Source organism: Pseudomonas sp. SJZ131 (assembly GCF_007828705.1).
GTDB classification, from domain to species: Bacteria; Pseudomonadota; Gammaproteobacteria; order Pseudomonadales; family Pseudomonadaceae; genus Aquipseudomonas; species Aquipseudomonas prosekii.
Map to the genome: position 1 here is coordinate 974,371 of NZ_VIVC01000001.1, position 24,705 is coordinate 999,075.

At 60.0% G+C, this 24,705-nt stretch carries 19 protein-coding genes; 7 read left to right on the forward strand and 12 right to left on the reverse strand.

Features of this window, described 5'->3' with window-relative positions:
• Positions 1 to 108 precede the first annotated feature (108 nt).
• The 3 genes from FBY12_RS04155 to FBY12_RS04165 form a co-directional block, all read right to left on the reverse strand.
• Complete coding sequence (locus FBY12_RS04155; protein WP_145251421.1) at positions 109 to 1,509, reverse strand: PLP-dependent aminotransferase family protein; 1,401 nt, start codon at positions 1,507 to 1,509, stop codon at positions 109 to 111.
• A gap of 67 nt (positions 1,510 to 1,576) precedes the next feature.
• A complete protein-coding gene (locus FBY12_RS04160; protein ID WP_256663256.1) occupies positions 1,577 to 3,031 on the reverse strand; it encodes a hypothetical protein in 1,455 nt (484 codons plus the stop codon).
• Between the two features lie 568 nt (positions 3,032 to 3,599).
• Positions 3,600 to 4,622 carry a zinc-dependent alcohol dehydrogenase family protein gene (locus tag FBY12_RS04165; protein WP_092281046.1) on the reverse strand — a complete coding sequence of 341 codons (1,023 nt, stop codon included), beginning with the start codon at positions 4,620 to 4,622 and terminating at the stop codon, positions 3,600 to 3,602.
• A 269-nt stretch (positions 4,623 to 4,891) separates the two neighbouring features.
• On the opposite strand from FBY12_RS04165, the gene FBY12_RS04170 reads away from it, so the two are divergent.
• Positions 4,892 to 5,806 (forward strand): LysR family transcriptional regulator, encoded by a 915-nt coding sequence (locus tag FBY12_RS04170; protein ID WP_121730805.1) that lies wholly within the window; start codon positions 4,892 to 4,894, stop codon positions 5,804 to 5,806.
• Here FBY12_RS04170 and FBY12_RS04175 read toward each other — a convergent pair.
• From FBY12_RS04175 to FBY12_RS04185, 3 genes are read right to left on the reverse strand one after another with little or no spacing between them, the layout of a single operon-like run.
• Positions 5,803 to 7,470 (reverse strand): N,N-dimethylformamidase beta subunit family domain-containing protein, encoded by a 1,668-nt coding sequence (locus FBY12_RS04175; protein WP_145251423.1) that lies wholly within the window; start codon positions 7,468 to 7,470, stop codon positions 5,803 to 5,805. The two genes, FBY12_RS04170 and FBY12_RS04175, sit on opposite strands and share 4 nt — an antisense overlap.
• Positions 7,467 to 8,810: an MFS transporter gene (locus tag FBY12_RS04180; protein WP_145251425.1), complete on the reverse strand. Its 1,344-nt coding sequence runs from the start codon at positions 8,808 to 8,810 to the stop codon at positions 7,467 to 7,469. The genes FBY12_RS04175 and FBY12_RS04180 overlap by 4 nt, the downstream gene beginning before the upstream one ends.
• Positions 8,811 to 8,858: 48 nt before the next feature.
• Positions 8,859 to 10,109 carry an MFS transporter gene (locus FBY12_RS04185; protein ID WP_145251427.1) on the reverse strand — a complete coding sequence of 417 codons (1,251 nt, stop codon included), beginning with the start codon at positions 10,107 to 10,109 and terminating at the stop codon, positions 8,859 to 8,861.
• Positions 10,110 to 10,211: 102 nt separating this feature from the next.
• Between FBY12_RS04185 and FBY12_RS04190 the strand changes: the two genes are divergently transcribed.
• A complete protein-coding gene (locus tag FBY12_RS04190) occupies positions 10,212 to 11,174 on the forward strand; it encodes an AraC family transcriptional regulator (protein WP_145251430.1) in 963 nt (320 codons plus the stop codon).
• A gap of 1 nt (position 11,175) precedes the next feature.
• Here FBY12_RS04190 and FBY12_RS04195 read toward each other — a convergent pair whose 3' ends face one another.
• From FBY12_RS04195 to gcvA, 3 genes are all read right to left on the reverse strand, one after another.
• Positions 11,176 to 11,937 carry an SDR family oxidoreductase gene (locus FBY12_RS04195; RefSeq protein WP_145251432.1) on the reverse strand — a complete coding sequence of 254 codons (762 nt, stop codon included), beginning with the start codon at positions 11,935 to 11,937 and terminating at the stop codon, positions 11,176 to 11,178.
• 29 nt (positions 11,938 to 11,966) lie between these two features.
• Positions 11,967 to 12,794, reverse strand: a complete 828-nt coding sequence (locus FBY12_RS04200) for a DMT family transporter (protein ID WP_145251434.1) — start codon at positions 12,792 to 12,794, stop codon at positions 11,967 to 11,969.
• 74 nt (positions 12,795 to 12,868) lie between these two features.
• Positions 12,869 to 13,774: a transcriptional regulator GcvA gene (gene gcvA, locus FBY12_RS04205; protein ID WP_145251436.1), complete on the reverse strand. Its 906-nt coding sequence runs from the start codon at positions 13,772 to 13,774 to the stop codon at positions 12,869 to 12,871.
• Between the two features lie 231 nt (positions 13,775 to 14,005).
• Between gcvA and FBY12_RS04210 the strand changes: the two genes are divergently transcribed.
• The 5 genes from FBY12_RS04210 (at position 14,006) to FBY12_RS04230 (ending at position 20,978) form a co-directional block, all read left to right on the forward strand.
• Positions 14,006 to 14,356, forward strand: a complete 351-nt coding sequence (locus tag FBY12_RS04210; protein WP_145251438.1) for a DUF4190 domain-containing protein — start codon at positions 14,006 to 14,008, stop codon at positions 14,354 to 14,356.
• Between the two features lie 21 nt (positions 14,357 to 14,377).
• Positions 14,378 to 14,824: a DUF805 domain-containing protein gene (locus FBY12_RS04215; RefSeq protein WP_178111732.1), complete on the forward strand. Its 447-nt coding sequence runs from the start codon at positions 14,378 to 14,380 to the stop codon at positions 14,822 to 14,824.
• Between the two features lie 275 nt (positions 14,825 to 15,099).
• Positions 15,100 to 16,353 (forward strand): multidrug efflux RND transporter periplasmic adaptor subunit MexE, encoded by a 1,254-nt coding sequence (mexE, locus tag FBY12_RS04220; RefSeq protein ID WP_121730814.1) that lies wholly within the window; start codon positions 15,100 to 15,102, stop codon positions 16,351 to 16,353.
• A 15-nt stretch (positions 16,354 to 16,368) separates the two neighbouring features.
• Positions 16,369 to 19,560 carry an efflux RND transporter permease subunit gene (locus tag FBY12_RS04225; RefSeq protein ID WP_145251442.1) on the forward strand — a complete coding sequence of 1,064 codons (3,192 nt, stop codon included), beginning with the start codon at positions 16,369 to 16,371 and terminating at the stop codon, positions 19,558 to 19,560.
• On the forward strand, positions 19,557 to 20,978 hold the full coding sequence (locus FBY12_RS04230) for an efflux transporter outer membrane subunit (protein WP_121730816.1): 1,422 nt from the start codon (positions 19,557 to 19,559) through the stop codon (positions 20,976 to 20,978). Before FBY12_RS04225 ends, FBY12_RS04230 begins: the two co-directional genes overlap by 4 nt.
• A gap of 279 nt (positions 20,979 to 21,257) precedes the next feature.
• Here the strand turns inward: FBY12_RS04230 and FBY12_RS04235 are convergent, their stop codons facing one another.
• Genes FBY12_RS04235 through FBY12_RS04245 form a run of 3 tightly spaced genes read right to left on the reverse strand, consistent with a single transcriptional unit; the run spans position 21,258 to position 24,553 of the window.
• A complete protein-coding gene (locus FBY12_RS04235) occupies positions 21,258 to 22,223 on the reverse strand; it encodes an HlyD family secretion protein (protein ID WP_145251444.1) in 966 nt (321 codons plus the stop codon).
• Positions 22,224 to 22,227: 4 nt separating this feature from the next.
• Positions 22,228 to 22,428, reverse strand: a complete 201-nt coding sequence (locus FBY12_RS04240) for a DUF1656 domain-containing protein (protein WP_145251446.1) — start codon at positions 22,426 to 22,428, stop codon at positions 22,228 to 22,230.
• Entirely contained in the window at positions 22,418 to 24,553 is a 2,136-nt protein-coding gene (locus FBY12_RS04245; protein ID WP_145251448.1) for an FUSC family protein, read from the reverse strand. The genes FBY12_RS04240 and FBY12_RS04245 overlap by 11 nt, the downstream gene beginning before the upstream one ends.
• Positions 24,554 to 24,705 lie beyond the last annotated feature (152 nt).

The following is a 24,705-nucleotide window of genomic DNA, read 5'->3' on the forward strand; positions in this document are numbered from 1 at the left end:
AAAACCTCTGGAATCGAGTGGTTCAGGAATAGAGACGGAGTTTACTGGCAGTTTGACCGCAGCGCGATGCGAACGATCCCGCGCAGTCGAGGATCGTTGCTGACCGTCTCAATCGATCGTTTCCAGACGCAAGGCATCGCCAAGCAAACTTAGCGCGGCGCCGAGGTTGTGCTCGCCACTGAACGTGTGGCTGAGGCGCAGATGCTGCGCGTGCAGGCCTTGCAGACTGAACAGCTCGCCCGGCGCGATCACCACGTGCTGTTTAACAAGGCGCTGGAACACTCGGCGCACGTCCACCGGGCGCAGCGACCGCGCCCAGATCGTCGCGCCACCCTGCGGTTCGACCGGTTGCAAAGCGTCGCCGACTTTCTCGTGCAACAGCTGGATCATCTGCACTTGGCGATCCTTGAGCAGACGCCGCAGCACTTGCAGGTGCTGGTCGATGCGGCCATTGCTGTACAGCCGCGCGATGGCTTTCTGGCGGATCGGCGAAAGCCGAAACGCACGCAACAGGAAATAACGCTGCAATTCTTCACCGAGCTGCCGGGTCAGCAGATAACCGTAAGGCGCCTCGGGCCCGACGACTTTTTCGAAGGTCGAGACCACGATCAGTCGATCAGGATCGACCAGATCTCGGAACCTCAAGACTTCGCAGTCGAAACCCAGTTCGCCATAACAGTCGTTTTCCAATACCCAGCAGTCGTGCCGCGCCAGTAACTGGGCGATGGCTAGACGGTTGTCGTGCGGCATCTGGCTGCCTTGCGGCATGCTCAGGCCCGACGACAACATCACCAACCGGACCTTTTTGCTTTCCAGCACTTCCTGCAATTGCGCCACGTTAAGCGCGCCACACGCTTGCAGTGGCAACTCGATGACCCGCACATCCGCCGCTTCGAACAGACGCAAAATCACCCAATCACACGGCGACTCGACCACCACACAAGCCTCTTTGAGCCGCAACACCGCGATCAGTATTTCCAGCACGCCGCGCAAATCGGCGCCGATGTAAACCTCATCGGCGTGCCAGCAGCGCGCCGGCGACGTGGTGTAGCGCGCCGCCAGAGCGATGCGCAGTTCCAGTTCGCCACAAGGTTGCGAGGCCGATGGCGGACGGCGCGGATACTGGCGCAGCAGTTCTCGCTCAAGCATCAGCAACGGACTGTCGAGCGGCTGCAGCAACGCCGGCTCGTCGGCGCTGAGCACCAGCATGTCGGGCCGCCGCGCGTTGAAATAGACCGTTTCGAGCAAATCCTGACTATGGGGCCGCATCCCCAGCGCCGCCATCGGCAGCGAGTAATAACCCGACTTGGCCACCGAGTAGACCCGCCCTTCCTTCTCCAATAATGAGTAAGCGTACTGAATGGTCGAGATCGACACATTCAGACGCAGGGACAATTGGCGCAACGAAGGCAGGCGAATGGACGTGCCGCAGTCCGGCCCATTGATCAAGTGCGTGAGGTATCGATAAACCGCCTGATAAGCAAAATCCGTTTCCCTGGGACCCTTCATCGTTGATGGCCGGGCACAGTGTGTGCGCGTAATCGAGCATGCGTGGATCGAGCCAGCCCGTGCACCTTCAAAGCCCCGCTGACAATTCGCCGGGTGTCATCGCATCATCATCGGGAGAGTCTGCGGCGACTTTTACTGCCTCGACCGTGACCGGGCGCATTTTATAGAGCGTGCCGATCAGGCGGACCGGCAAGCCACTGACATCGACCATCCATTGCACGACCTGCTCCGGCGCCTGAAACCCTTGCATTGCCCTGTGCAAGTCGGGCATCGCCACGAGCATGCCGGGATGACAACTGCGCAGGAACTGCTCCAGCCCGGCGCCGCCATTGACGAAGGGTGCGAACAACAGGCAGATCAGTTGCGCTTCGCTGAGGCCAAGGGTTTTCTGCGCTTCGGTTGCCGCTTGCAAGCGCCGTTCGGCCAGGGTGGCGGGATTACCGAAAGTGCTCAGCGCCAGTTCACAGATGCGTTCCGGCACCAGTTTGCGGCGCATCATCACCATGGCTCGCTGCAGATATTCAGCGACCCCGCTTTCGTAACTTTCCCCGACCAGGTAGCACGCTTGCAGGCCATGCACGTGCGCGGCAATCGTCGGGCTGACGTAGTCGCTATCGCTCAAATGCGCGGCCATTTCATCGCACTTCACACCCAGAAACTCGGTAAACAGAGGCCAGCGCTCCTCGAGCTTGCCGACCAGCATGTCGTGGATATCCAGATGCGTGGCGCGCCGGCAGGCCTCAAAGCGTCCGACCGGACGCCACGGCGCACGCTGCTGATCGGCATAAAATGCGCGGAAATAGTCGCTGCCCAAGTCGTCGAGCGCAGTGAACAGCATCTCGAAACCGGCGGTGTTGTAGTTCAGCGTGGCCAGATCGGCTTTTTGCGCCGCGCGTCGCAGGCCGTCGAGAAAGTGTTTCTGCTGACGCGGTGTGTCGCTGCTGATCAAGGCATCGACGCCGTTGTCCCATCGCGCAATCTGTCCGTAGAACTCGCCCATTGCCAGGTAGCTGTCGTCCCACAGCTCCAGCGCCCCATCCCAGCTGCGGCGATGGCCAACCATCAACAAATTCAGGCGATTGCTTTCGACGCCCGCCTCGGAAGTCGCTGCCTGATGATCAAACGGCAGCACTTCGCGGTCATCGACCATCAGCAGTTCGACCCGAGGGTCGTCGTAAAGGAACAACGCCGCATAGCTTTTATGGATATTGTCCAGCGCTACAGTGCCGGTTGCGCTGGTGCGCAAGGTCGCCACGCGCAACTGAAAAGTCGCCGGCGCACGGCTGGCGATGTTCAATTGCGCGGCTCGCAGCAATGCCAGGGTGTAGCAGCTGTCGAGCGTGCCGGTTTGAATCGCCAGTACTTTGAATTCACCGATGCGCTCCATGCCTCCGGCCGACACTACCAGGCGTTGAATCATCAGCTGCAAGGCAGTGCGCTCGGCCCGCGAAAAGAAACTCAGCAACCTTTGCAGTACTTGCTGGTAAACATAGTTCATTGCCTGATCGTGAATTGTGGTCATCAGTGTTTTACCTGGTATTCGGAAGTTCAGTGTCACGCAAACAGTGATAAAGACTGCGCGAACGATTCTCGGTGATGAAGTGCTGGGACCTTGTCATGAAATGCTAGCACTTAAGTTTTGGGTATTTATTTGAAATGTTTACACTCGATCTATATCAAAGCGACAGCAACCTCCCCGCAAAGGCCCGCCCGGCAAGGCTGTCGCGATTTAGCACGACTTCCTAGGAAACTTCCGACAGCGTCCCACAGACTTTGAGTACAAGAAATAGAGAAAGAAGACACGCTTATATGTTTCGCCAAAACGCGGTAGAGAGCTTCGCCACCGTTTAGCAATAACACGCACTGTTTAAGAACGACCAAACGCCCACTCATGACTCATTCCTTGAGATGAAAGTAATCATTCAATTATCAGTGCTTATATGCTGATTAGAAGATACAGATGAAAAGCAAAAACCGGTTCAGTTGCTGAAACGTCACAGCCGAAAACGACGATGCCCTCGGTGCGGGGAGCACAGAGGGCATCGGGTCAGCGCTCAGCATCCGTGATTTACGGACGCTGATGGAGGGTTTTACGCAGGCTCGACCTGCAGGGCGACGCGTTCGCGGCATGGGCATTCGTCCATGTAGCGGTGCGCTTCAACGAACTCGGCAAACGGGAACACCCGAGTCTTGAGCGGCAGCAGCACGCGGTCGGCGGTCAGCTGGTTGATGTCGCGCAACGCTCGTTGCAGCGCCACGTGATCCTGCACAATGCCCAGCTCCGGTTTGCCGGTGAAGTTGCCGATGCAGTGGACGAAGAACTGAATGTTCTTCTGGAACGCTGCACACGCCGGGAATGGCGTCTGGTTGCCACCTTGCAAGCCGTACAACACAAGGCTGCCGCGCGGTGCCAGGACATCGCCAAGCAAGGACATCTGCGGGCCGCCGAGACCGTCGAATACCACATCGACGCCACGGTTGTCGGTGATTTTGTTGATCTGCATGAGCAGATCCTGTTCTTCGGTGACGATGACTTTCTCGGCACCCAAGGACAGCAAGTTGTCGCGTTCCTCGGCGGATTTGGTCGCCGCAATCACTCGTACACCCAAGGCTTTGCCCAGTTGTACGAAGGATGGCCCTGCGCAGTGGCTGGCGTCGGTGACCAAGGCAAACTGCCCCGGTTTGACCCGTGCCAGATCGACGTAGGCGAAATAGGCGATCAGCAGCGGCGTGTAATGCACGCTGGCCTCGATCGGGCTGAGCACATCCGGGTAGCGGGTCAGTGCCGAGCGCGGCAGAACGATTTGTTCGCCGTAGACCGGATAATCGTTAGGGCTCTCGGCCGGAAAACTGGCGACTTTGTCACCGATCGCCAGGTCTTCGACACCGTCGCCGACCGCAGTGACGATACCGGCCATTTCATGGCCAAGCCCCGAAGGAAGACGAGCGTGGGACGACGCCAGGTTCTGGCGCCAGAGAATGTCATACCAGCTGATGCCGATTGCTTCGACGCGCACCTGCACTTCACCCGGTGCAGGCAGAGCGGCCGCATGCTCTTCGCATTTGAGCACCTCGGCTGGACCAAACTTGTGAAAACGGATCGTGCGGGACATCGCAAACCTCGTCAAAGTAACCTCTAATGCCACGAACTCTATCTGGGCTTTCCAGCCAAGACTATCAGTGGCTATTAATAGTCGACATGCCTGTCATTGATTCCGCAGCGCCGGCGACATCGTCAGAATGCCGTAAAAACCGAAGCGGCAATTATGTGAAAAGTGAATTACACGGTGCAGAGTAGCAGCCTTTGCCCTTAATATTCATGCCGGCCATTGTTCTCATATGGCCGCCCACGTCAAGTTTGCTGACCCTGCCAGGACTCCAGATGAATCGTAATGACCTGCGTCGTGTCGACCTGAACCTGTTAATCGTATTCGAAACATTGATGCACGAACGCAGCGTGACCCGCGCCGCGGAAAAGCTGTTTCTCGGCCAACCTGCCATCAGTGCCGCGCTTTCGCGGCTGCGCGGGTTGTTTGACGACCCACTGTTCGTGCGCACCGGCCGCAGCATGGAACCCTCGGCGCGGGCGGTAGAGATTTTCGCCCTGCTCTCGCCGGCGCTGGATTCGATTTCCACAGCGGTCAGCCGCGCAGCCGAATTCGACCCGGCCACCAGCACCGCAGTGTTTCGCATCGGCCTCTCGGATGATGTCGAGTTCGCTTTGCTGCCGATGCTGCTCAAGCGCCTGCGCGCGGAATCGCCCGGCATCGTCCTGGTGGTGCGCCGCGCCAACTACATCCTGATGCCAAGCTTGCTGGCTTCCGGCGAAATCTCTATCGGCGTGAGCTACACCGCCGACCTGCCGGCCAACGCCAAACGCAAAGTCCTGCGCCGCAGCATGCCGAAACTGTTGCGCGCCGACACCGTGCCGGGGCCATTAAGCCTGGATGACTTCTGCGAGCGCCCACACGCGCTGGTGTCGTTCGCCGGCGACCTCAGCGGGTTTATCGATGAAGAATTGGAAAAACTCGGGCGCAAACGCCACGTCGTGCTCGCCGTGCCGCAGTTCAATGGCCTGAGCACGCTGATCAGCGGCACCGATATCGTCGCCACCGTGCCGGATTACACCGCCGAAGCATTGACCGCTGCCGGTGGCGTACGCGCGGAAGATCCGCCGCTGCCGGTGCGCAGTTTCGAGCTGCACATGGCGTGGCGCGGGTCGCAGGACAATGATCCGGGCGAGCGTTGGTTGCGCTCGCGCATTCAGATGTTTTTTGGCGACCCGGATAGCCTCTAAGCGTCGTCGGGCTGGCTAACGCACAAAAAACGCTCAAGCACATTTTTTGTGATCATCACGGTGTAAATGTCTGCCTGCATGAGCCCATGTACCCATTCGCACGTGGCGGCAGTAAAAACCTCACCTCGACCTTTGTGAAAGTGCACCACCATGCCAGCCCCGCGACTGTGCAAATCGATGCTGGCGTCGCTGAGGTCGGGCGCCAGGATGGAAGCACGAAACCGCGCATCGCCATCGCCGAGCATGAATGAATAGGCATCCTCGGCGCGGCCATGCTCGGCATTGGTCGCCCAGCCCATTGCGAGGATTTGCAATCCGCAGGGCGCGCCGTCATTACCGAGCGGTTCGGGCAGACCGTCGACGAACGTGTACTCCAGGCCATCCACCTCATAACCGAAGATGTTGGCCTCGTCTCCAAACATATCCGCGTAACCCAGGCCCGTCCCCATGAACGCCCAGTGCCCAGGCCTGAAGACGGTATACCCGCGTGGGCTGCGCGGTGCCATTGCGCCAAAGCTGCCGTAAATCCCGCGCAGAGCATTCACCCCGAACGTCCTTGCCCCTGGGTGATTAACACTTGGATCTTCCCAGGCCCCCGTGAGCCGATGAGGCTCGGTAGCCGCCACAGGATCGAGCGCGCCGGCGTCGTACTTGTAGGCCACCTGCCGCCGGCCTTCATCTTCCAAGCGGATCTGCCACATGAAATTGCCGGCGAAGCGCGCCACCTTGCCGCCCTCCTCGACAAAGGCGTCGACATGGTCGCGCATTTCCCGCGTCCAGTACTCGTCGTGCCCGGCGAAGACGGCGCAGGCGTAGCCCTCAAGCGCGTGCGGGTCGTGATGCAAATCGTCCTGAGTCAGAATATGCACCGTATAACCTTGCTGCTCGGCCCAAACCACAAAAGGTCTCTCGAAAGACGCCCACCCCGCCAACGCGTAGTACTTGGCGTAGCCGTTAAGGCTGGCCCATTCAATGAACTCGTAGCGCGCGGGCCCTGGCGTGCGGGGCCGCGTCGCGTTGACGCAACGGGGTGCGCCTTCCGGCAGCCAAACCTGCCCTCTCGCCCAGGGGCGCTGCGTCGACAGCAACGGCGAGCGGCCACGCGGCGTGTCGGGGTGAATGCCAAAGTAATGATTGGCACCGCCCCAGTCGTTATAGGCGGCCCACGTCGAGGTGGCCGCAACGAGCACCAAGGCATCGGCACGCTTGCGCAGCGCCTTGACGATGAACAGATGATGCCCGAGGACGCTGTCGTCGCCGTCCCGTACTTCCACGATATAGCCGCCCTGCTCGGCATCCGCCGGGACTGTCCATTGCATGAAGACAGGCCATTGGCAGCCATGCTCGTAGGCACGTTCGGGTATGGGGTGAAATCGCGCGTCAAGGTTGTCAGTGGTATGCAGCGTGCGGGCGATGGCGCCATCACGATAGATCCGCAGCCTCACTTGCGGGCGGTTTGACGACAGATACAGACAAACCGAATCACCCGGGCTATAGGCGCGGCGGTCCGAGTAGCACCACGCGGCCGCCGGGCCCGACTCGCAAGGAACTTCGACCCAGGTCTCGCGTGCGGCCTGACGCGGCCCCGAAGTCTGGCTGACGGTCACGTTGGCGCCCGGTCGTTCACCTCGTGCAACGGCGTCCTTCAGGTCTGTGGAATTCATTGAGTCGTACCCCTTTGTTCGGCTGATTCTGCAGACGGCCGTGAGCCCGCACCGACTCGAGCACCAGGCGCCTCAATGTGCGCAAGGTCAATGCCCGCCGTTTCGTCGATAAGAAACCCTGCCAGAACGGTGATTACGCCCAACCCGATCACATAGCTGACATACAAATAGCCAAGGTCGGCGCCGCCAAGATAGCTGTGCAGATAAGGCGCAGTGCCGCCAAAGATCGCCACTGAAACCGACGAGACCAGACCGACGCCCTGCGCCCGTGCCTGGGTCGGCACCTGCTCGGACAGCACCGCGGGAAAAATCGCCGCGATCAACGACCAGGCACCGAGCCCCAGCACCTGGGCCAAAAACAGCGTGTAGGGCTCGGTGGTCACCATTATCGAAATGGGATAGGTCAGCACGATCACCCCCAGGCCCCAGGCGATGACCATCGGCCGGCGCCCTACCCGATCAGACAACATTCCACAGACCGGCAACCAGCACACGCAGAGGATCTGCGCGAGAAGACTGGCCACATAAGCACCCGTGGCGTCCATGCCCTGGGCAATCGCCGTCGAAGCGCCGAACGTGACCCAGGCGCAGTAAGTGACATTGGCGGCCGCGGCTAGCATCACGATGTTACGCGCAACGCGCACCATCTCCCCCCTGGACAGCTTGCGCGGCGGCCGCGCCAGACCCTGTTGCTCTACAAATACATGAGACTCCTGCGCACCACGGCGCAAAAACAGCGCATAAATACCGAGTACTCCACCGATGGCGAAGCCAATCCTCCAGCCGTAGTCACCCATGGCCTGCGCGCCCAGCAGCCAGGTCAGAGCCGCCGCCACGGCCGTCGCCGCCATCACACCGAGCGTCACCCCCACATAGACGGAACTCGACCATAAACCGCGGTGTTTGTTTGGGGCGATCTCGGCGACATAGGTGTAGGACACCCCCGTCTCGCCACCATGGGCGAGCCCCTGCATCAGCCGGAAAAACAGCAGCGCGCCCGAGGCATACAAGCCGATGCTCTGGTAGTCAGGGATAAGCGCGATGCCCAGGCTGCTGATCGCAAGCAGCAGCATGGTGAGCACCATGATGGTCCGGCGCCCGAGCCGGTCGCTCAGTCGGCCAAACAACCAGCCGCCGACGGGGCGCGCGACAAAGCCAACCGCGAACACCGCAAGGGTCGCGAGCATCGCCGAGCGCGCATCGGTCTTGTCGAACAAGTTGCTTGCCAGGTACACCGAAAAGGTTGCGTACAGGGTCCAGTCAAACCATTCAAGCGCATTGCCGATACCGGCTGCGCGCAACGATTTGAGGCGTCCTTGGTGAGACGTCGTATTGTTCATGGGGTATCTCCTGATTACAGGCGGATCGAGGCGGTGTGACAAACCGGATCAGAGGTGCAACGCCGGTTTGGGCTGGCGAACGCCATTGGTAGAAGGCACGCGGACACGCAACGCAATCAGCAACGCGGCCAGTAGCATCAGCACGGCCGCCGCGACGAATACGCCGGCGCTGCCACTGAGGCTGAACATTGCTCCGCCAGCGGCGGCGCCGGTGGCAATGGCTGACTGCACAGAGGCGACTACCATGCCTCCGGCGCTTTCCGCCTGATCAGGCACCGCGCTGGCGACCCAGTTCGACCACGCCACCGGCACACCACCAAAAGCCAGGCCCCAGAGCGCGAGCAGTAGCGCCTGCCCCGGCACCGAGGCTGGCAACAGCACCAACGCCAGTGCTGCAACGCCGACCAGCGCGGGCATCAGCACCAGAGTGGCCAGCGGGTGGCGCTCCAGCAGCCTGCCGGCCAACAGCGTGCCGACGAAGTTCGCCACACCGAAACCCAGCAGCATCAGTGACAGCCCTTGCGTGCCGATGCCGGTAGTCCCTTCGAGGAATGGCCGAACATAGGTGAACATCGCGAAGTGGCCGCTGTGCACCAGCACACATCCGAACATCCCGATGGCGATGCCGGGACGCTGCAACACCTCGAGCACGGTGCGCAGACGTGCCGGCCGGCGCGGTGCGAGACGCGGCAGAGTGAACGACTGGAACGCCAGGGTCACCATGCCGACCGCCGCTGCGGCGAAGAATGCGCTGCGCCAGCCATATAACCCGCCCAGATAGCTGCCCAGCGGCACTGCGACGACCGTGCCGATGGCAATGCCGCTGAAAATGATCGACAGCGCCCGGGGCAACAAAGCACTCGGCACCAAGCGCATCGCTACCGCCGCCGCCATGCTCCAGAACCCGCCAAGGGCAATGCCCAGCAAGATGCGCATCAACAGCAGCACCGCGAAGCTGGAGGAAACGGCGACCAACAGATTGGAGGCGACCATCAGCGTGGAAAAACCCAGCAGCACCCAACGTCGGTCGATGCTGCGGGTCAGGCCTGGCACCAACAGGCCGGCGAACAGCGCCACCACGGCAGTCACCGTTACCGCTTGGCCAGCCAGCGATTCGGACACTCCCAGGTCGGTAGCCATCAGCGTTAATAAACTGGCCGGAAGGTACTCAGCGGTGAGTAATCCGAACACACCCATTGCCAACGAGAAAACGGCCATCCACGCGGGCGTCGCAGGCTCTACATCCGCGCCGACACCAGGATGGCGGTCGGACACGGCATTACATACACAGTCAGTCATTGCACGGATCTCCCAATTTTCATGGCGAGCCGAAGTCTAGGCGCCGAAAACTGGATGATCTATGATCCAAAGTCTCTACTTTTTGACTAAAACACCTGAACGATGCCTGCAGATCAGTTTGCTCTCTCCTCGGACCTCATCAACGAACTGTTGCGCGGCATGCGCCTGCGTGGCGTTGAATACCGGCGTATCCAAGCGGGCCCAACCTTTGGTTTGGGTTTTGCGGAGAAATCCGGGCACGCCTGGTTCCACTTCATGGCCGTCGGTAATGCGGTACTGCGCATGGAGGACGGCAGCACCTACGCGCTGTCTGCCGGCAACGCTGTGTTCATCTCCCACGGCGCAGCCCATCAACTGTCGTCCCATTTGGACGTGCCTGTTGAAGACATCGAGCGTCTGGACGGCGCGCCCTTGGGTGACACCGTTAGCGCGGTGGCTGCAGGAGCCGACGCCAGCCCCACGCCGAGCACTATTTTGTTCAGTGGTTGTATGGAGTTTGAACTGGGCAGCATCCATGGTCTTGGTCGGCTGATGCCGGGCTTGATGCTGATTGATGCCGGCGGCCAGCGTTACCCCGGACTGGTGCCTATCCTGACCACCATGGAACGCGAGGTCAGCGCCGCCCGTGTGGGCTTCGCCGGTATCCTCGCGCGGTTGGCCGACGTGGTGGCTGCCATGGTCGTTCGCGGTTGGGTGGAGTGCGCCTGCGGGAATGCTTCTGGCCTGGTCGCCGCCTTGCGCGATCCACGCCTGGCCGGTGCACTGCTTGCGCTCCATCAACAACCGGGCCGCGAGTGGACCGTTGCGCAGTTGGCAGAGCAATGCAATACCTCGCGCTCGGTCTTCGCCGACCGCTTTCAAGTGACGATTGGCATGACCCCGCTGCGCTATGTCACCGAACTGCGCATGCGGCTCGCAAGCCAGTGGCTGACCCTCGAACGGCTGCCGATTGAAGAGGTGGCGCAGCGCCTGGGCTATACCTCCCAAGCCGCTTTCAGCCGTGCATTCAAGCGTATTACCGGCCAGACACCGGGATTGAGTCGCAAGGTGAGACAGCCCCGCTGATTCATTTACCGCCGGTAACGTCGAGGAATGTGCCGGTAACGAAGGATGCCTCCTCGCTCGCCAGCCACAGAATCGCCCGTGCCACTTCCTCGGGCTGACCGCCCCGCCCCATCGGGATCGAGTCCTTGACCCGATCGACCCGCCCCGGCTCACCGCCACTGGCATGCATTTCGGTATAGATATGCCCTGGGCGAATACAGTTGACGCGTATCCCTTCCCGGGCCACCTCCTTGGCAAAGCCAATGGTGAACGTCTCCAACGCGCCCTTCGACGCCGCATAGTCGACGTACTCATTGGGGCTGCCAAGACGCGCCGAGGCCGAAGAGACATTGATCACCACGCCGCCCGGGCCGTTGTAGCGGTAAGACATGCGCTTCACCGCCTGCTGGGCACAGAGTATTGACCCAATGGCATTGACCGCAAAGATGCGCTGCATCCGCTCGAAGCCGAGGTCTTCCAGGCGAGACTGCGGCGCGAGCATCCCGGCGTTATTGACCAGTACGTCGATGCGCCCGAACTCGCGGTCGATCGCAGCGAACAGATCGGCCACCTGTTGCGGGTCCGCACTGTCGGCCCGCATCGCTAACGCCCTGCGCCCCAGCGCTTCCACATCCGCAACCACCGCCAGCGCTGCGGGCTCGTTGGCAACGTAGCTGATCGCGACGTCATAACCCCTTTCGGCAGCCAACCGGGCGGTGGCTGCCCCCACGCCACGACTTCCACCCGTGATCAGAATCAGCGGTGCCTGCGAGACGTCGACCATTGAACATTGCTCCTGAGCCGTTGGCTGTTTCAGCCGATGATGAGGGTGCCGCTGGCGATCACCACGCACGCCAATATTCGGCGAGCGGTGAGCCTCTCGCCGAGGAACATATAGCCGATCAACGCCGCAAACAGCACGCTGGTTTCGCGCAATGCCGAGACCGCGCCCAAGGGCGCTTCGTTCATGGCGTAGATGACCATTGCATACGCGAGCAAAGAGACTAGCCCGCCGACCAGCGCGATCACTGTTCCAGGCCGGGCGGAGAACAAGCTGCGGGTATCGCGCAGGCCGATGTAAACCAGCGGCATCAGCACGCCCCACAGGGCGCACATCCACACTGTGTAAGCAAGCGGCGCGCCGGAGAGCCTGGCGCCCATGCCGTCGACCACGCTGTAAGCCGCAATAAAGCAGCCCGTTCCCAGCGCATAGGGCAAGCCGGGAACAGACAGGCTGCGCCCTTTGAAGGCGAGCGAAATAATCCCACCTGACACCAGTGCAACACCGAGCAACTCGCCAGGCGTGATGCTTTCTCCGGCAAACACGGCTGCACCTAGAGTGATCAGCACCGGCGACGAGCCGCGTGAAATCGGATAGATCTGCCCCAGGTCGCCGACCCGGTAACTGCGCACCAGAAACAAGTTGTAGCCCACATGCAGCAACCCCGAAAACGCCGCGTAACCCCAGCTTTCAATCGCGGGCGGCTTCATGAACGCTGCGGCAACTACACAAGTGATTGCAATGGCAATGCACATCACCGTCATCGACCACAGCCGGTCGGCGCCGCTACGCAGCAGCGCGTTCCAACTGGCATGCAGCAGCGCAGCAAACAGCACGAGGAAGATCAGATGAATAGGCATGCGCCACTGTAGGCAACCCGGCGCCGGGACTAAAGCGAAGTCTCTTCATCGCAGCATGAGCAGTTACTCATGGCTTACTGCTCCAAGCGATTTACCTTCAGCGCCTCACCGGCTAACCATTGGCGAAAGCTGGCAATGTGCGGTTGCGATTCGATGCCTTTCGGGCAGACGAAGTAGTACGCAAGCGGCGATGGCAGCGGCACATCGAACAGCCGAATTAAACGGCCATCGCTGATTTCGTTCTCGACATGCCCGCTGCGCACCAACGCAACGCCTTGGCCGAGCAAGGCCGCCTCGACCGTCATGTTGGTATCGCCAAATCTGACGCTTTCGCGAAGCGGTAAATAGCCCAGCCCGACCGCTGCAAACCACGCATCCCACTTTGGCACCAGCTCGGCACCGTCGCGCGTCAGCAGCGGGAATTGCAACAAGTCTGCGGGGGTCTGCGGTGTCCCCATGCGCCGCAGCAGTTCGGGGCTAGCCACAGGAAACACCTGCTCCCCAAACAAGAACTCCGAATGCAGACCTGGGTAATTGCCCTTGCCTAGCCTGATCGCAACATCTGCCTGGCCGTGCGAGAAGTGGATGATTTTATCCGTGGTGTCCAGCGACACCAACAGCTCAGGGTGCCGACGAGAGAGACGCGGCAAACGTGGTAGCAGCCATTTGAGCGCGAAGGAATAAGTGGTGCTGACGCTGAGTCGAACCCTGCCCTTTTGCTCGCGCAGGTCAGCCAAAGTCGCCTCCAGGCTGATGAAAAACTCCCGCACGATGGGCGCCAGCGTAGCCCCCGCTGCCGTGAGGCGTAACGCCTTGCCACGCTCAAACAATTGCACTCCCCAAAGCGCTTCAAGCTGCTTGAGCTGGTGGCTCACCGCGCTTTGAGTGACATGCAGCTCCTGTGCGGCGGCTGTGAACGTCGGGTGGCGGGTAGCAACTTCAAATGCGCGCAAGGTCGCGGTGGGTGGCAGGTCTCTCATCGGGGCGTATCCAGCGAGTTATCGGAAAGGCGCGTACATGAACGTTAGCTCATGCAATAGCTAAATTTACTGTAAGCGTCGCCTCGCTGACGAGGCAGTGTCAGCGACTTGGAATTTGAACCGCTGATGACCAGCGCGCGCTATAAAAAATAATTTAAAAATAATGCTAAAGCTTTTTTCAATCTCGCCGACAATGGGGCGGGTATTTAGCAACAGAAGTTAAGGATAACGATGACAATGGTTTTTTGTCGTGCATGCGCCAAGGAAATTCACGAGACCGCCCCTTCATGTCCCCAATGTGGTGCCATACAACCATTTGCCGCTGCGGCAACTAGCGTTGGCGGTTCTGCGTGGCTGGCAATTGTCTCGCTGATATTGGGCGTGCTTTGCGTACTCTGCCTGTTTGATGATTCCGAGTGGGATACCGAGACCGCTACCGGACTGACTACCTTTTCCGTCGCCGGGCTTATTTGCGGAATCATCAGTATCAACCAGAAAAAACCAGGAAATAATCTCGCTATCGCCGGCGTGATCTTGTCGGCGATTGCGACGCTTACTTTCATTGGACTATCGATAAACTAATTTTAGGGAAAAAATATGAGCATGGTTTTTTGTAGTGGTTGTGCCAAGGAAATTCACAGCACTGCGGCGGCCTGTCCGCAATGTGGCGCGCCGCAACTCGGCAAACAAGCTTTCACCGCGCCGAACGCCGGTGCGCAAGGCAATCCTTACATTGAAGTACTGAAAAAGTATGCAGTGTTCACTGGCCGCGCAAGCCGTCGTGAATACTGGATGTTTTTCCTGATCAACTTGGGTATTGCGTTTGCACTCGGCTTTATCGAGGCCTTCCTTGGCGGCAAGGGAATCTTGTCGAACATTTATAGCCTCGTGATGTTCCTGCCGAGTATTGCCGTGGGTATCCGCCGCATGCACGACACTGATCGCAGCGGCTGGTGGATCTTGTTGCCAATCGTCAACATCGTGTTCCTGGCGCAAGACAGCCAGCCGGGTGTCAACCGCTTCGGCCCGAACCCTAAAGGGATCAACTGAAGTTAGTGTCGTGAGACGCTGATCGAGACGGCCGCAATGGCCGTCTCTTTGTTAGTGCAGTTGACCGATCGATCAGATACTTCTACTTTTGCGCACTCAGCAACTCACTATTACTATCAGCCCAATTGATAGCACCCTAACGAAAGGTGCATGCTAGAGGGCTTTCGCCGCGCTTATATCATTCCGAATGATAGTTACCTTTGCCTCATTCGATTCGTGCGATACAACATCGCCGAGCATCATCCGCCCATCTCAATACATTGGCGGATGCTTCCATGGAACAGTCACTCAAACATTTGCGCTTCCCGTTGGCCTTATTGGCCGTACTGGTGATGAGCGCTTGCGGCAAGACACCTGAGACTGCCGCCGCACCACCCGCAGCCAAAGTCAGCGTGGCCAAGGTGCTGGAGCAACCGGTCAACGAGTGGGACGAGTTCACCGGGCGCCTCGAAGCACCGGAAACCGTCGAAATTCGCCCACGGGTCTCCGGCCAGATCGATGAAGTGGCCTTCACTGAAGGTGCTTTGGTCAAGAAAGGTGACGTGCTGTTCCAGATCGACCCTCGTCCGTTCCAGGCCGAGGTCCGCCGCCTCGAAGCACTGGTTGCTCAGGCCCGCGCCAACGCCAGCCGCAGTGAAAACGAAGCCCAGCGCGGTGAACGCCTGCGCACCGCCAACGCGATTTCCGCGGAACTGGCCGATTCGCGCACCAGCGCTTCGCAAGAAGCCCGCGCGGCAGTCGGCGCCCTCCAGGCGCAACTGGATCTGGCCAAACTGAATCTCAGCTTCACCCGCGTCACTTCGCCTATCAGCGGTCGCGTCAGCCGTGCGGAAATCACCGCCGGCAACCTGGTCACCGCCGACACCACCGCGCTGACCAGCGTGGTTTCCACCGACAAGGTCTACGCCTACTTCGACGCCGACGAGCGTGTATTCCTCAAATACACCCAACTCGCCCGTCAGGGTAAACGCGGTGCGACCACCCCGGTGTACCTCGGCCTGTCCAACGAAGACGGCAACCCGCATCAGGGCGTAATGAACTTCGTCGACAACCAGGTCAACCCGAAAACCGGCACCATTCGCGGTCGTGCGGTCTTCGACAACACCGATGGCGCCTACACCCCAGGCCTTTATGCGCGCCTGAAACTGGTTGGCAGCGGCACCTACTCCGCCGTGCTGATCAATGACGAAGCGGTCGGCACCGACCTCGGCAAGAAGTTCGTGCTGGTGATGGATGCGGACAACAAGACGGTTTACCGCTCGGTCGAGCTGGGTCCGAAGATCGAAGGCTTGCGCATCGTGCGCAGCGGCCTGAACAAGGACGACACCGTCATCGTCAAGGGTTTGCAACGGGTTCGCCCAGGCTCGCCGGTCACCCCTGAAGTGATCCCGATGGCCACCAAGGAAACCCTCGCCGCACTGGCTCAACAACGACAAGCGCTGGAAGCCAGCAACCTGCCCCAAGTCGCGCCTGCCAAGGTCGCGCCGGGTTCGGTTGTAAAAGTGGCTGCTGCGACTCCACGCGGTTAAGGGACGACAACTCCGATGAATTTTTCCCAATTCTTCATTTCCCGGCCGATCTTCGCAGCGGTACTTTCGCTGCTGATCCTGATCGCCGGTGCCATCTCGCTGTTCCAGTTGCCGATCAGCGAATACCCGGAAGTGGTGCCGCCGACCGTTGTGGTCCGCGCGAACTTCCCGGGTGCCAACCCTAAAGTCATCGGCGAAACCGTGGCCGCTCCGCTGGAGCAAGCCATTACCGGCGTCGAGAACATGTTGTACATGTCCTCGCAGTCGACCGCCGACGGCAAAATCACCCTGACGATCACTTTCGCGCTGGGCACTGACCTCGACAACGCGCAGGTGCAAGTGCAGAACCGCGTAACCCGCACCGAGCCGAAACTTCCCGAAGAAGTGACGCGCATCGGTATTACCGTGGACAAGGCCTCACCGGACTTGACCATGGTGGTCCACTTGACCTCGCCGGATCAGCGCTACGACATGCTCTACCTGTCCAACTATGCCTTGCTGAACATCAAGGATGAGTTGGCGCGTCTCGGCGGTGTCGGCGATGTGCAGTTGTTCGGCATGGGCGATTACTCGCTGCGGGTCTGGCTCGATCCGAACAAAACCGCTTCGCGTAACCTGACCGCGACCGATGTGGTGACCGCGATTCGTGAGCAGAACCGTCAGGTTGCTGCCGGTGCTCTGGGCGCGCCTCCTGCGCCAAACGCCACCAGTTTCCAATTGTCGGTCAACACTCAGGGGCGTCTGGTCTCCGAGGAAGAGTTTGAAAACATCATCATTCGCTCCGGCGACGACGGTGAAATCACTCGCCTGAAAGACATCGCGCGGGTCGAACTCGGCTCCAGCCAATACGCCCTGCGTTCGCTGCTGAACAACCAACCGGCGGTGGCGATCCCGATCTTCCAGCGGCCGGGCTCCAACGCGATCCAGATCTCCAACGACGTGCGGGAGAAAATGGCCGAGCTGAAGAAGAACTTCCCGCAAGGCATGGACTTCAGCATTGTTTATGACCCGACGATCTTCGTGCGCGGCTCCATCGAGGCAGTGGTCCATACGCTGTTCGAAGCACTGATTCTGGTGGTTCTGGTAGTGATCCTGTTCCTGCAAACCTGGCGTGCCTCGATCATTCCGTTGGTGGCGGTCCCGGTTTCGTTGATCGGTACGTTTGCGGTGATGCACCTGTTCGGCTTCTCGCTGAACGCCCTGTCATTGTTCGGATTGGTTCTGGCCATCGGTATCGTGGTCGACGATGCCATCGTGGTGGTGGAGAACGTTGAGCGAAACATCGAGCTCGGACTCACCCCCGTCGAAGCGACCAAACGGGCGATGCGTGAAGTAACCGGTCCGATTGTCGCCACGGCACTGGTGCTGTGTGCGGTGTTTATCCCGGCGGCGTTCATCTCCGGGTTGACCGGGCAGTTCTATAAACAGTTTGCGTTGACCATTGCGATTTCGACGGTGATCTCGGCGTTCAACTCGCTGACCCTGTCGCCAGCGCTGGCCGCTGTGTTGCTGCAAAGCCACGACGCGCCGAAAGACCGTTTTTCCAAAGTGCTGGACAAGGTCTTTGGTGGCTGGTTGTTCCGTCCGTTCAACCGCTTCTTCGAAAAGGCCAGTCATGGTTATGTCGGCACGGTTGCTCGGGTCATCCGCAGCAGCGGTATCGCCCTGATCGTTTACGCCGGGCTGATGGTGCTGACCTTCTTCGGTTTCGCCAACACGCCGACCGGTTTTGTACCGGGTCAGGACAAGCAATACCTGGTGGCTTTCGCGCAATTGCCGGACGCCTCGAGCCTTGACCGTACCGAAAACGTGATCAAACGCATGTCCGACCTCGCGCTGAAACAGCCGGGTGTGGAAAGTGCGGTGGCCTTCCCGGGCCTGTCGATCAACGGTTTTACCAACAGCCCGAACGCCGGCATCGTGTTTGTGACACTCAAGCCATTCGACGAACGTAAAGACGCGAGCATGTCGGCCGGTGCGATTGCCGGAGCCTTGAACGGCAAATTCGCCGGCATCGAAGAAGCCTACATGGCGATCTTCCCGCCGCCGCCGGTACAAGGCCTGGGTACCATTGGTGGTTTCCGTCTGCAGATCGAGGATCGGGGCAACCTGGGCTACGACGAGCTGTACAAAGAAACCATGAACATCATCAACAAGAGCCATAACGTGCCGGAACTGGCCGCGCTGTTCACCAGCTACACCGTGAACGTGCCGCAGGTCGATGCAGCTATCGACCGTGAAAAAGCCAAGACTCACGGCGTGGCGGTCAGCGACATCTTCGACACCCTGCAGATCTACCTGGGTTCGCTGTATGCCAACGACTTCAACCGTTTCGGTCGCACTTATCAGGTCAACGTTCAGGCTGAGCAGCAGTTCCGTCTCGAGCCGGACCAGATCGGTCAGCTGAAAGTGCGTAACAACAAAGGCGAGATGATCCCGCTGGCGACCTTCATCAAGGTCAGCGACACCTCGGGCCCGGACCGCGTGATGCACTACAACGGCTTTATCACCGCTGAAATCAACGGTGCAGCGGCGCCAGGCTATAGCTCGGGCCAAGCGGAAAAAGCCATCGAGAAACTGCTCAAGGAAGAACTTCCAAACGGCATGACCTACGAATGGACCGACCTGACCTACCAGCAGATTCTGTCCGGCAACACCGCGCTGTTCGTGTTCCCGCTCTGCGTATTGCTGGCGTTCCTGGTACTCGCGGCGCAATACGAGAGCTGGAGCCTGCCACTGGCGGTGATCCTGATCGTGCCGATGACCTTGCTTTCGGCGATTGTCGGGGTGATTGCCTCGGGCGGCGACAACAACATCTTCACCCAGATCGGCTTGATCGTACTGGTGGGACTTGCCTGTAAGAACGCGATTCTGATCGTCGAGTTTGCCAAGGACAAACAGGAGGAAGGCCTCGGCCCGCTCGCTGCGGTGCTGGAAGCGTGCCGCTTGCGTCTGCGGCCAATCCTGATGACGTCCTTCGCGTTCATCATGGGTGTTGTGCCACTGGTTCTTTCCAGCGGTGCCGGTGCCGAAATGCGTCATGCCATGGGTGTCGCGGTGTTCTCCGGGATGCTCGGGGTAACCTTCTTCGGGCTGTTGCTGACACCAGTGTTCTACGTACTGATTCGCAATTTTGTCGAGCGCAGTGAAGCGCGCAAAGCGGCCAAGACGCTGACACTTGAAAAGCCACTGGAGTCGCATCAATGAGCCTGAAAGTCTTCCTTCCGAGCTTGCTGGTACTGGCGCTGAGCGCCTGTGCCGTCGGCCCGGACTATAAAACCCCTGCCACGGAGCCGGCCAACATCACGGCCGCCACCGATGGCGCGAACGGTCAGAAGAACTTCGACCGCTCGCGTTTCGAAGGCATCTGGTGGCAGCAGTTTGAAGACCCGACGCTGAACCAGTTGGTCATGCAATCGCTGCAAGGCAACCGTGATCTGCGTGTGGCTTTCGCTCGCTGGAAAGCCGCGCGGGCGATTCGCGATGACGCCAGCAATGACGCGATGCCAACCATCACCAGCCGTGCCAGCAGTGATTTGGGCAAGGGGCAAATCCCTGGCCAAACGACCAAACGGGTCAATAGCGAACGCTACGACCTGGGCCTCGACATGGCGTGGGAATTGGACCTGTTCGGGCGTATCCAGCGCAATCTGGAATCCAGCGAAGCCGAGCAACAAGCGGCCGAAGCTGACCTGTATCAACTGCAGGTCAGCATGATCGCCGAACTGGTGGACGCCTACGGTCAACTGCGCGGTGCGCAACTGCGCGAAAAGATCGCCCTGGCCAACCTGAACAACCAGCAGGAATCGAGCAAGATCACCGTCAGCCTGCGTGATGCCGGCGTCGGCGATCAGCTCGATGTGGTTCGCGCCGATGCTCGTCTGGCTTCAGTCGAAGCCAGCGTGCCGCAGCTGCAAGCTGAACAGGTTCGGCAGAAAAACCGCATCGCTACTTTGCTCGGTGAACGTCCGGACAAGCTCAGCGTCGATCTCAGCCCGAAAGATTTGCCGGCGATTGCCAAGGCTCTGCCGATCGGTAATCCGGGGGATCTGCTGCAACGTCGCCCGGACATCCTTAGCGCCGAACGCCAATTGGCCTCCGCCACCGCCCGCATCGGCGTGGCCAAGGCTGACTTGTTCCCACGGGTCAGCCTCAGCGGCTTCCTTGGCTTTACTGCCGGGCGCGGTTCGCAGATCGGTTCGTCGGCCGCCAACGCTTGGGCGCTGGGTCCAAGCATCACGTGGGCAGCTTTTGACCTCGGCAGCGTGCGCGCCCGTTTGCGCGGTGCCGACGCGGATGCAGAAGGCGCTTTGGCGACCTACGAGCAGCAAGTGCTGCTGGCGCTGGAAGAATCGGAAAACGCCTTCAGCGATTACGGCAAACGTCAGCAACGACTGATTGCGCTGATCCGTCAGAGCGAGTCCAGTCGCGCTGCTGCCGATCTGGCACAGATTCGCTACCAGGAAGGCACGGCGGACTTCCTTGTGCTGCTCGACGCTCAGCGTGAACGTCTGGCCGCAGAGGATGCTCAGGCGCAGGCCGAAGTCGATTTGTATCGCGGCATTGTCGCGATCTACAAAGCGCTCGGTGGCGGCTGGCAGCCGGAGACAGTCGCGAGCAAGTAATTGGTTTTTTAAAGAGCTCCTTTGGTTGGCCGCAACCAACCAACTTTTTGGCCCCGCGTATCATTCGGTCGCGGGGCTTTTTTTTGCCTGCTGGAAGCGCAACACCTGTCTCCCTGTAAGAGACACCCTGTGGCGAGGGGGCTTGCCCCCGTCCGACTGCGCAGCAGTCGTCAATCAGTGCACGCGGTACGGCTGACAGAACTCGATTGCAGGTTTTGGGGCGCTTTGCCGCCCAACGGGGGCAAGCCCCCTCGCCACAAAAGCCTGCATCAACCGGGGTTAGCGGTGTTCCTCGCGATTGCGGTTTTCCTGGACTGTCACCGTCGCCGTGGTCCCGGCTCGCAGGCGGTTTTTCGCGGTGTAATCGGCGTCAATCTGGATTCGCACAGGCACTCGTTGCGCGAGTTTGACCCAGGTGTAGCTCGGGTTGATGTTGGCCAGCAGGCGCCCGCCGGGGGCGTTTTCGCGGTCGCTGATGGCGAACGCGATGCTTTGCACAGTGCCGCCGAAGCGTTCGCCACTCATTAACTCGATGTGGACCCGGTCGCCCTCCTCGATTCGCGGCAACTTGGTTTCTTCGAAATAGCCACTGACATAAAACGAGTCGCTGTCCACCAGCGCCAACAGCGCGCCGCCCGCCGTGGCGTAATCGCCTTCGCGGGTCAACAGGTTGGTCACATAACCACTGACCGGCGCTTCGACACGGGTTCGCTGCAGGTCCAGTTCCGCTTGCGCTAAAGCGGCAATCGCCTCTTGCACGTTGGCCTGCGCCAGCCCGAGATTGGCCTGGTTGCGCAACAACTCGGCCTGAGCCACGGCCACTTCAGTGCTGGATTTTTCCCACTCTTCTCCCGAGATCGCGAAACCTTGCTTGAGCGTGCGCCGACGTTTTTCTTCGCTTTGCCGCTGCTTGAGTGTCGCTTCGCTGGAGACGATAGAAGCCTGGGATTGCCCCAGCGTGGCTTTCGAGACTTCCACCGCGCGTTTCGCCCGCTCCACCGCCAATCGGTAACTGGCCGGATCGATTTCCAGCAACAACTGGCCTTTTTGCACATGTTGGTTGTCGCGCACGGCAAGGTTGACGATGCGCCCGGCGACATCCGCCGACAACGTCACCACGTCCGCGCGCACCCGGGCATCGCGGGTCCACGGCGCGCGGGTGTAATGCTCCCAGGCGAACCAGCCAAGAATGAACGCCAGCAACACCAGCAAAAGCGTCGCCAGTCGGGGCAGGTATTTCTTCAAGGTTTCAAGCTCCCATAACCAGAATCAACGAGGCGCACACGCAGGCGTACAATGCGCCTTCGAACAGCGCTTCATGCCAGACATAACGCAGCACGCCCAAGCGCCTGAGTATCCAGTCCAGCAGCAAAAAGATCGGCAAGGCCAACAGCAGGGCCTGGGCGATCGGCGGGATATAGACGCCGCCAATTTCCAGATCAATGGGCAAGAGCCGGTACTCCTTCGGGGTCGGCAGTTTCAAAGTAGTCGCGATAACGCTGCAGGAACGCCACCACGATCAAAAGCGATACACGCATGCGGAACACTGACCACAAGTGTTCGTGCACATCCAGGTGCAAGTTATCCAGTTCGTCGCCCAGGGCGCGTAAACGCGAGAGCAATTGCTCGACGTCGATACCGGTTCGCCGGGCAATCAATCTTCCGGTTTCGCGCACTGCAGAGAGCAAGCGGTTTTGCTGGTCATCACTGAGCAAGCTGTTGTCCTGGCCCTGTTGCCGGAGCTGGTTCAGCGCTACGCCCAGCGCCATGCAACCGAGCCCGACCTCGAACAGTTCTCTGGATTGACGATCTTCAATCGCCGGCAGCAGCCCGAGCATCATGGTCAGGCGATCGACCATGCGGCTTTCGAAGGCGAATTGCTGTTCATCAGTAGGCGGCGTTTTCAGCAAGGCGTGCACTTGCTCACAGTTCTCGTTGAACAAGCGGCGCATGCGCAAAACCGGACGGAACGGGAAGATCAACGCGTAGACGCTCAAGGCGAGCACGGTCGCGCTGATATAGGCGCCGGCAAACTCGAACCACTGGATCGCGGTGTTCTGGCCGATGCCGGTGTTTTGCGGCCCCAGCAACAGGAATGTTGATAATCCGAGGCCGATCCCTGTGCCGGTGGTGGCCGGGGTGGTCAGGCCTATCGCGACCGCATACAGCAATGGCACCAGCAGCAATGCCAACAACTCGAAGTCACTGACCATCGGCACCAGCATGAACAGATAAAACGCCGAAGCGATCAGGGCCAGCGCCAGACCCCGCGCGTAGCTTTGCGCGGCCAGCAACGGGCGCGGGAACGTCGCCATCAGCGAGCAAAGAATCCCCACCAGAATCATCCCTCCCCGCGCGCCGTCCCAGCCGGTTTCGATCCAGATCAGCCCGGCGACCACTAGCGCGGTGAAGGCGCGAACGGCGTTCATCGTTGCCAGTGTGAAGTCCAGGTGCAGCGGGTTTTCCTGGCCGCGAAACACGCAACTCGCTTCACGTCCGTCCTGGATCGCGTCACTCAGTTCCAGAATCTGTTCCAGTTGCTGCAGCAGCCGCGCCTGTTCCCAGCGCAACGCCCAAACCAGCGAGCGCAACGTCGCGGACATGGTTTCGGTGAGTTGCTCGGCTTTATAGGCTTGGTTATCGAAGCGCTGCTGCAACGCGACAAAACGCTTGCGGGACTCGGGCGATAACGAGCGACCTTGAGTGGCCAACTCGTCCAGAAAGATCAGTTCTTCGGCACGCAGCAGTTGAATCTCTTCCGGCAAATCGCCCTGCCAACGCTCGGCCAGCAACTCGCGTTGATGGCGCAGCGCGGTCAGCCTTGAAGTCAGCAACACCAATTGATTGCCGAGCAATTGCACCAGGCCGTTGGCGCTGCGCAAACGGGGCGCGTCGAAGTACAAATGTCGGCGCAGGCCTTCAAGCGCGCTGATCTCGCCGAGCAACTGCATCTGCCGACGATGGAAATCGGCTTCGCTCTCTTCGGTGCGAATCACTGCGGCGGCGTGGGTCGCGAGCAGCTTGATGACCTGATCGACCTTGGCGAAGTAATTGCGCGCCACGGTTTCCGGGCGTGCCGTCAGCAGGCTGACCACACACACGCACGCGACCGCCAACAGGGTTTCGGTGACGCGGGTGACGGCTAACAGAAAAGTGCCGTCCTGATCGGGAACCGCCAGCAGCGCGACCACTACAGCGGTGTAGCCGCTGAGCACAAACGCCTGGGAACTGGTGTAGCGCAACAAGGTGCCACCAGCGGTGCACAGCGCCAGCCACAACGCCAGGGTAATAATGAACGGCACCGGCGCCTGCGGGAAAATGGCCATGATGATCACCGCGACCACCGCGCCCATCGTGGTGCCGATGACCTGACCAAAACTGCGCGCCAACGCCATGCCGCCCAATGGCTGGCTGACGATCACCACCGCCATGATCGACCATTTCGGCTGGTCAAGATCGAAGAGGAACGCCAGGTACAAGGTCAACAGCGCAGCGATGATGGTTCTCAAGGCAAACAGCAATCCCCCTTGGCCGGGGTTGAGCAGCATCTTGAAATATTGCAGAAAGGGTTGCATGGGCGCCGCTCTTTGAGTCATCTCCAGCAAGCGTAGTCACTGCTTTCGGAGCTGGACAGGTTACAAATTCGACAGAGATTGTAGGCAAATTCGCTGATCAGTCATACCTGCTCGATAGATCCGCTCGATTGGCCCGTCAGCCATAGCGATTG

Bases quoted from the DNA above. Each gene is read 5' to 3' on its own strand.
- FBY12_RS04155 (WP_145251421.1), bottom strand. From the start codon at position 1,509: ATGAAGGGTCCCAGGGAAACGGATTTTGCTTATCAGGCGGTTTATCGA.
- FBY12_RS04160 (WP_256663256.1), bottom strand. From the start codon at position 3,031: ATGACCACAATTCACGATCAGGCAATGAACTATGTTTACCAGCAAGTA.
- FBY12_RS04165 (WP_092281046.1), bottom strand. From the start codon at position 4,622: ATGTCCCGCACGATCCGTTTTCACAAGTTTGGTCCAGCCGAGGTGCTC.
- FBY12_RS04170 (WP_121730805.1), top strand. From the start codon at position 4,892: ATGAATCGTAATGACCTGCGTCGTGTCGACCTGAACCTGTTAATCGTA.
- FBY12_RS04175 (WP_145251423.1), bottom strand. From the start codon at position 7,470: ATGAATTCCACAGACCTGAAGGACGCCGTTGCACGAGGTGAACGACCG.
- FBY12_RS04180 (WP_145251425.1), bottom strand. From the start codon at position 8,810: ATGAACAATACGACGTCTCACCAAGGACGCCTCAAATCGTTGCGCGCA.
- FBY12_RS04185 (WP_145251427.1), bottom strand. From the start codon at position 10,109: ATGACTGACTGTGTATGTAATGCCGTGTCCGACCGCCATCCTGGTGTC.
- FBY12_RS04190 (WP_145251430.1), top strand. From the start codon at position 10,212: ATGCCTGCAGATCAGTTTGCTCTCTCCTCGGACCTCATCAACGAACTG.
- FBY12_RS04195 (WP_145251432.1), bottom strand. From the start codon at position 11,937: ATGGTCGACGTCTCGCAGGCACCGCTGATTCTGATCACGGGTGGAAGT.
- FBY12_RS04200 (WP_145251434.1), bottom strand. From the start codon at position 12,794: ATGCCTATTCATCTGATCTTCCTCGTGCTGTTTGCTGCGCTGCTGCAT.
- gcvA (WP_145251436.1), bottom strand. From the start codon at position 13,774: ATGAGAGACCTGCCACCCACCGCGACCTTGCGCGCATTTGAAGTTGCT.
- FBY12_RS04210 (WP_145251438.1), top strand. From the start codon at position 14,006: ATGACAATGGTTTTTTGTCGTGCATGCGCCAAGGAAATTCACGAGACC.
- FBY12_RS04215 (WP_178111732.1), top strand. From the start codon at position 14,378: ATGGTTTTTTGTAGTGGTTGTGCCAAGGAAATTCACAGCACTGCGGCG.
- mexE (WP_121730814.1), top strand. From the start codon at position 15,100: ATGGAACAGTCACTCAAACATTTGCGCTTCCCGTTGGCCTTATTGGCC.
- FBY12_RS04225 (WP_145251442.1), top strand. From the start codon at position 16,369: ATGAATTTTTCCCAATTCTTCATTTCCCGGCCGATCTTCGCAGCGGTA.
- FBY12_RS04230 (WP_121730816.1), top strand. From the start codon at position 19,557: ATGAGCCTGAAAGTCTTCCTTCCGAGCTTGCTGGTACTGGCGCTGAGC.
- FBY12_RS04245 (WP_145251448.1), bottom strand. From the start codon at position 24,553: ATGCAACCCTTTCTGCAATATTTCAAGATGCTGCTCAACCCCGGCCAA.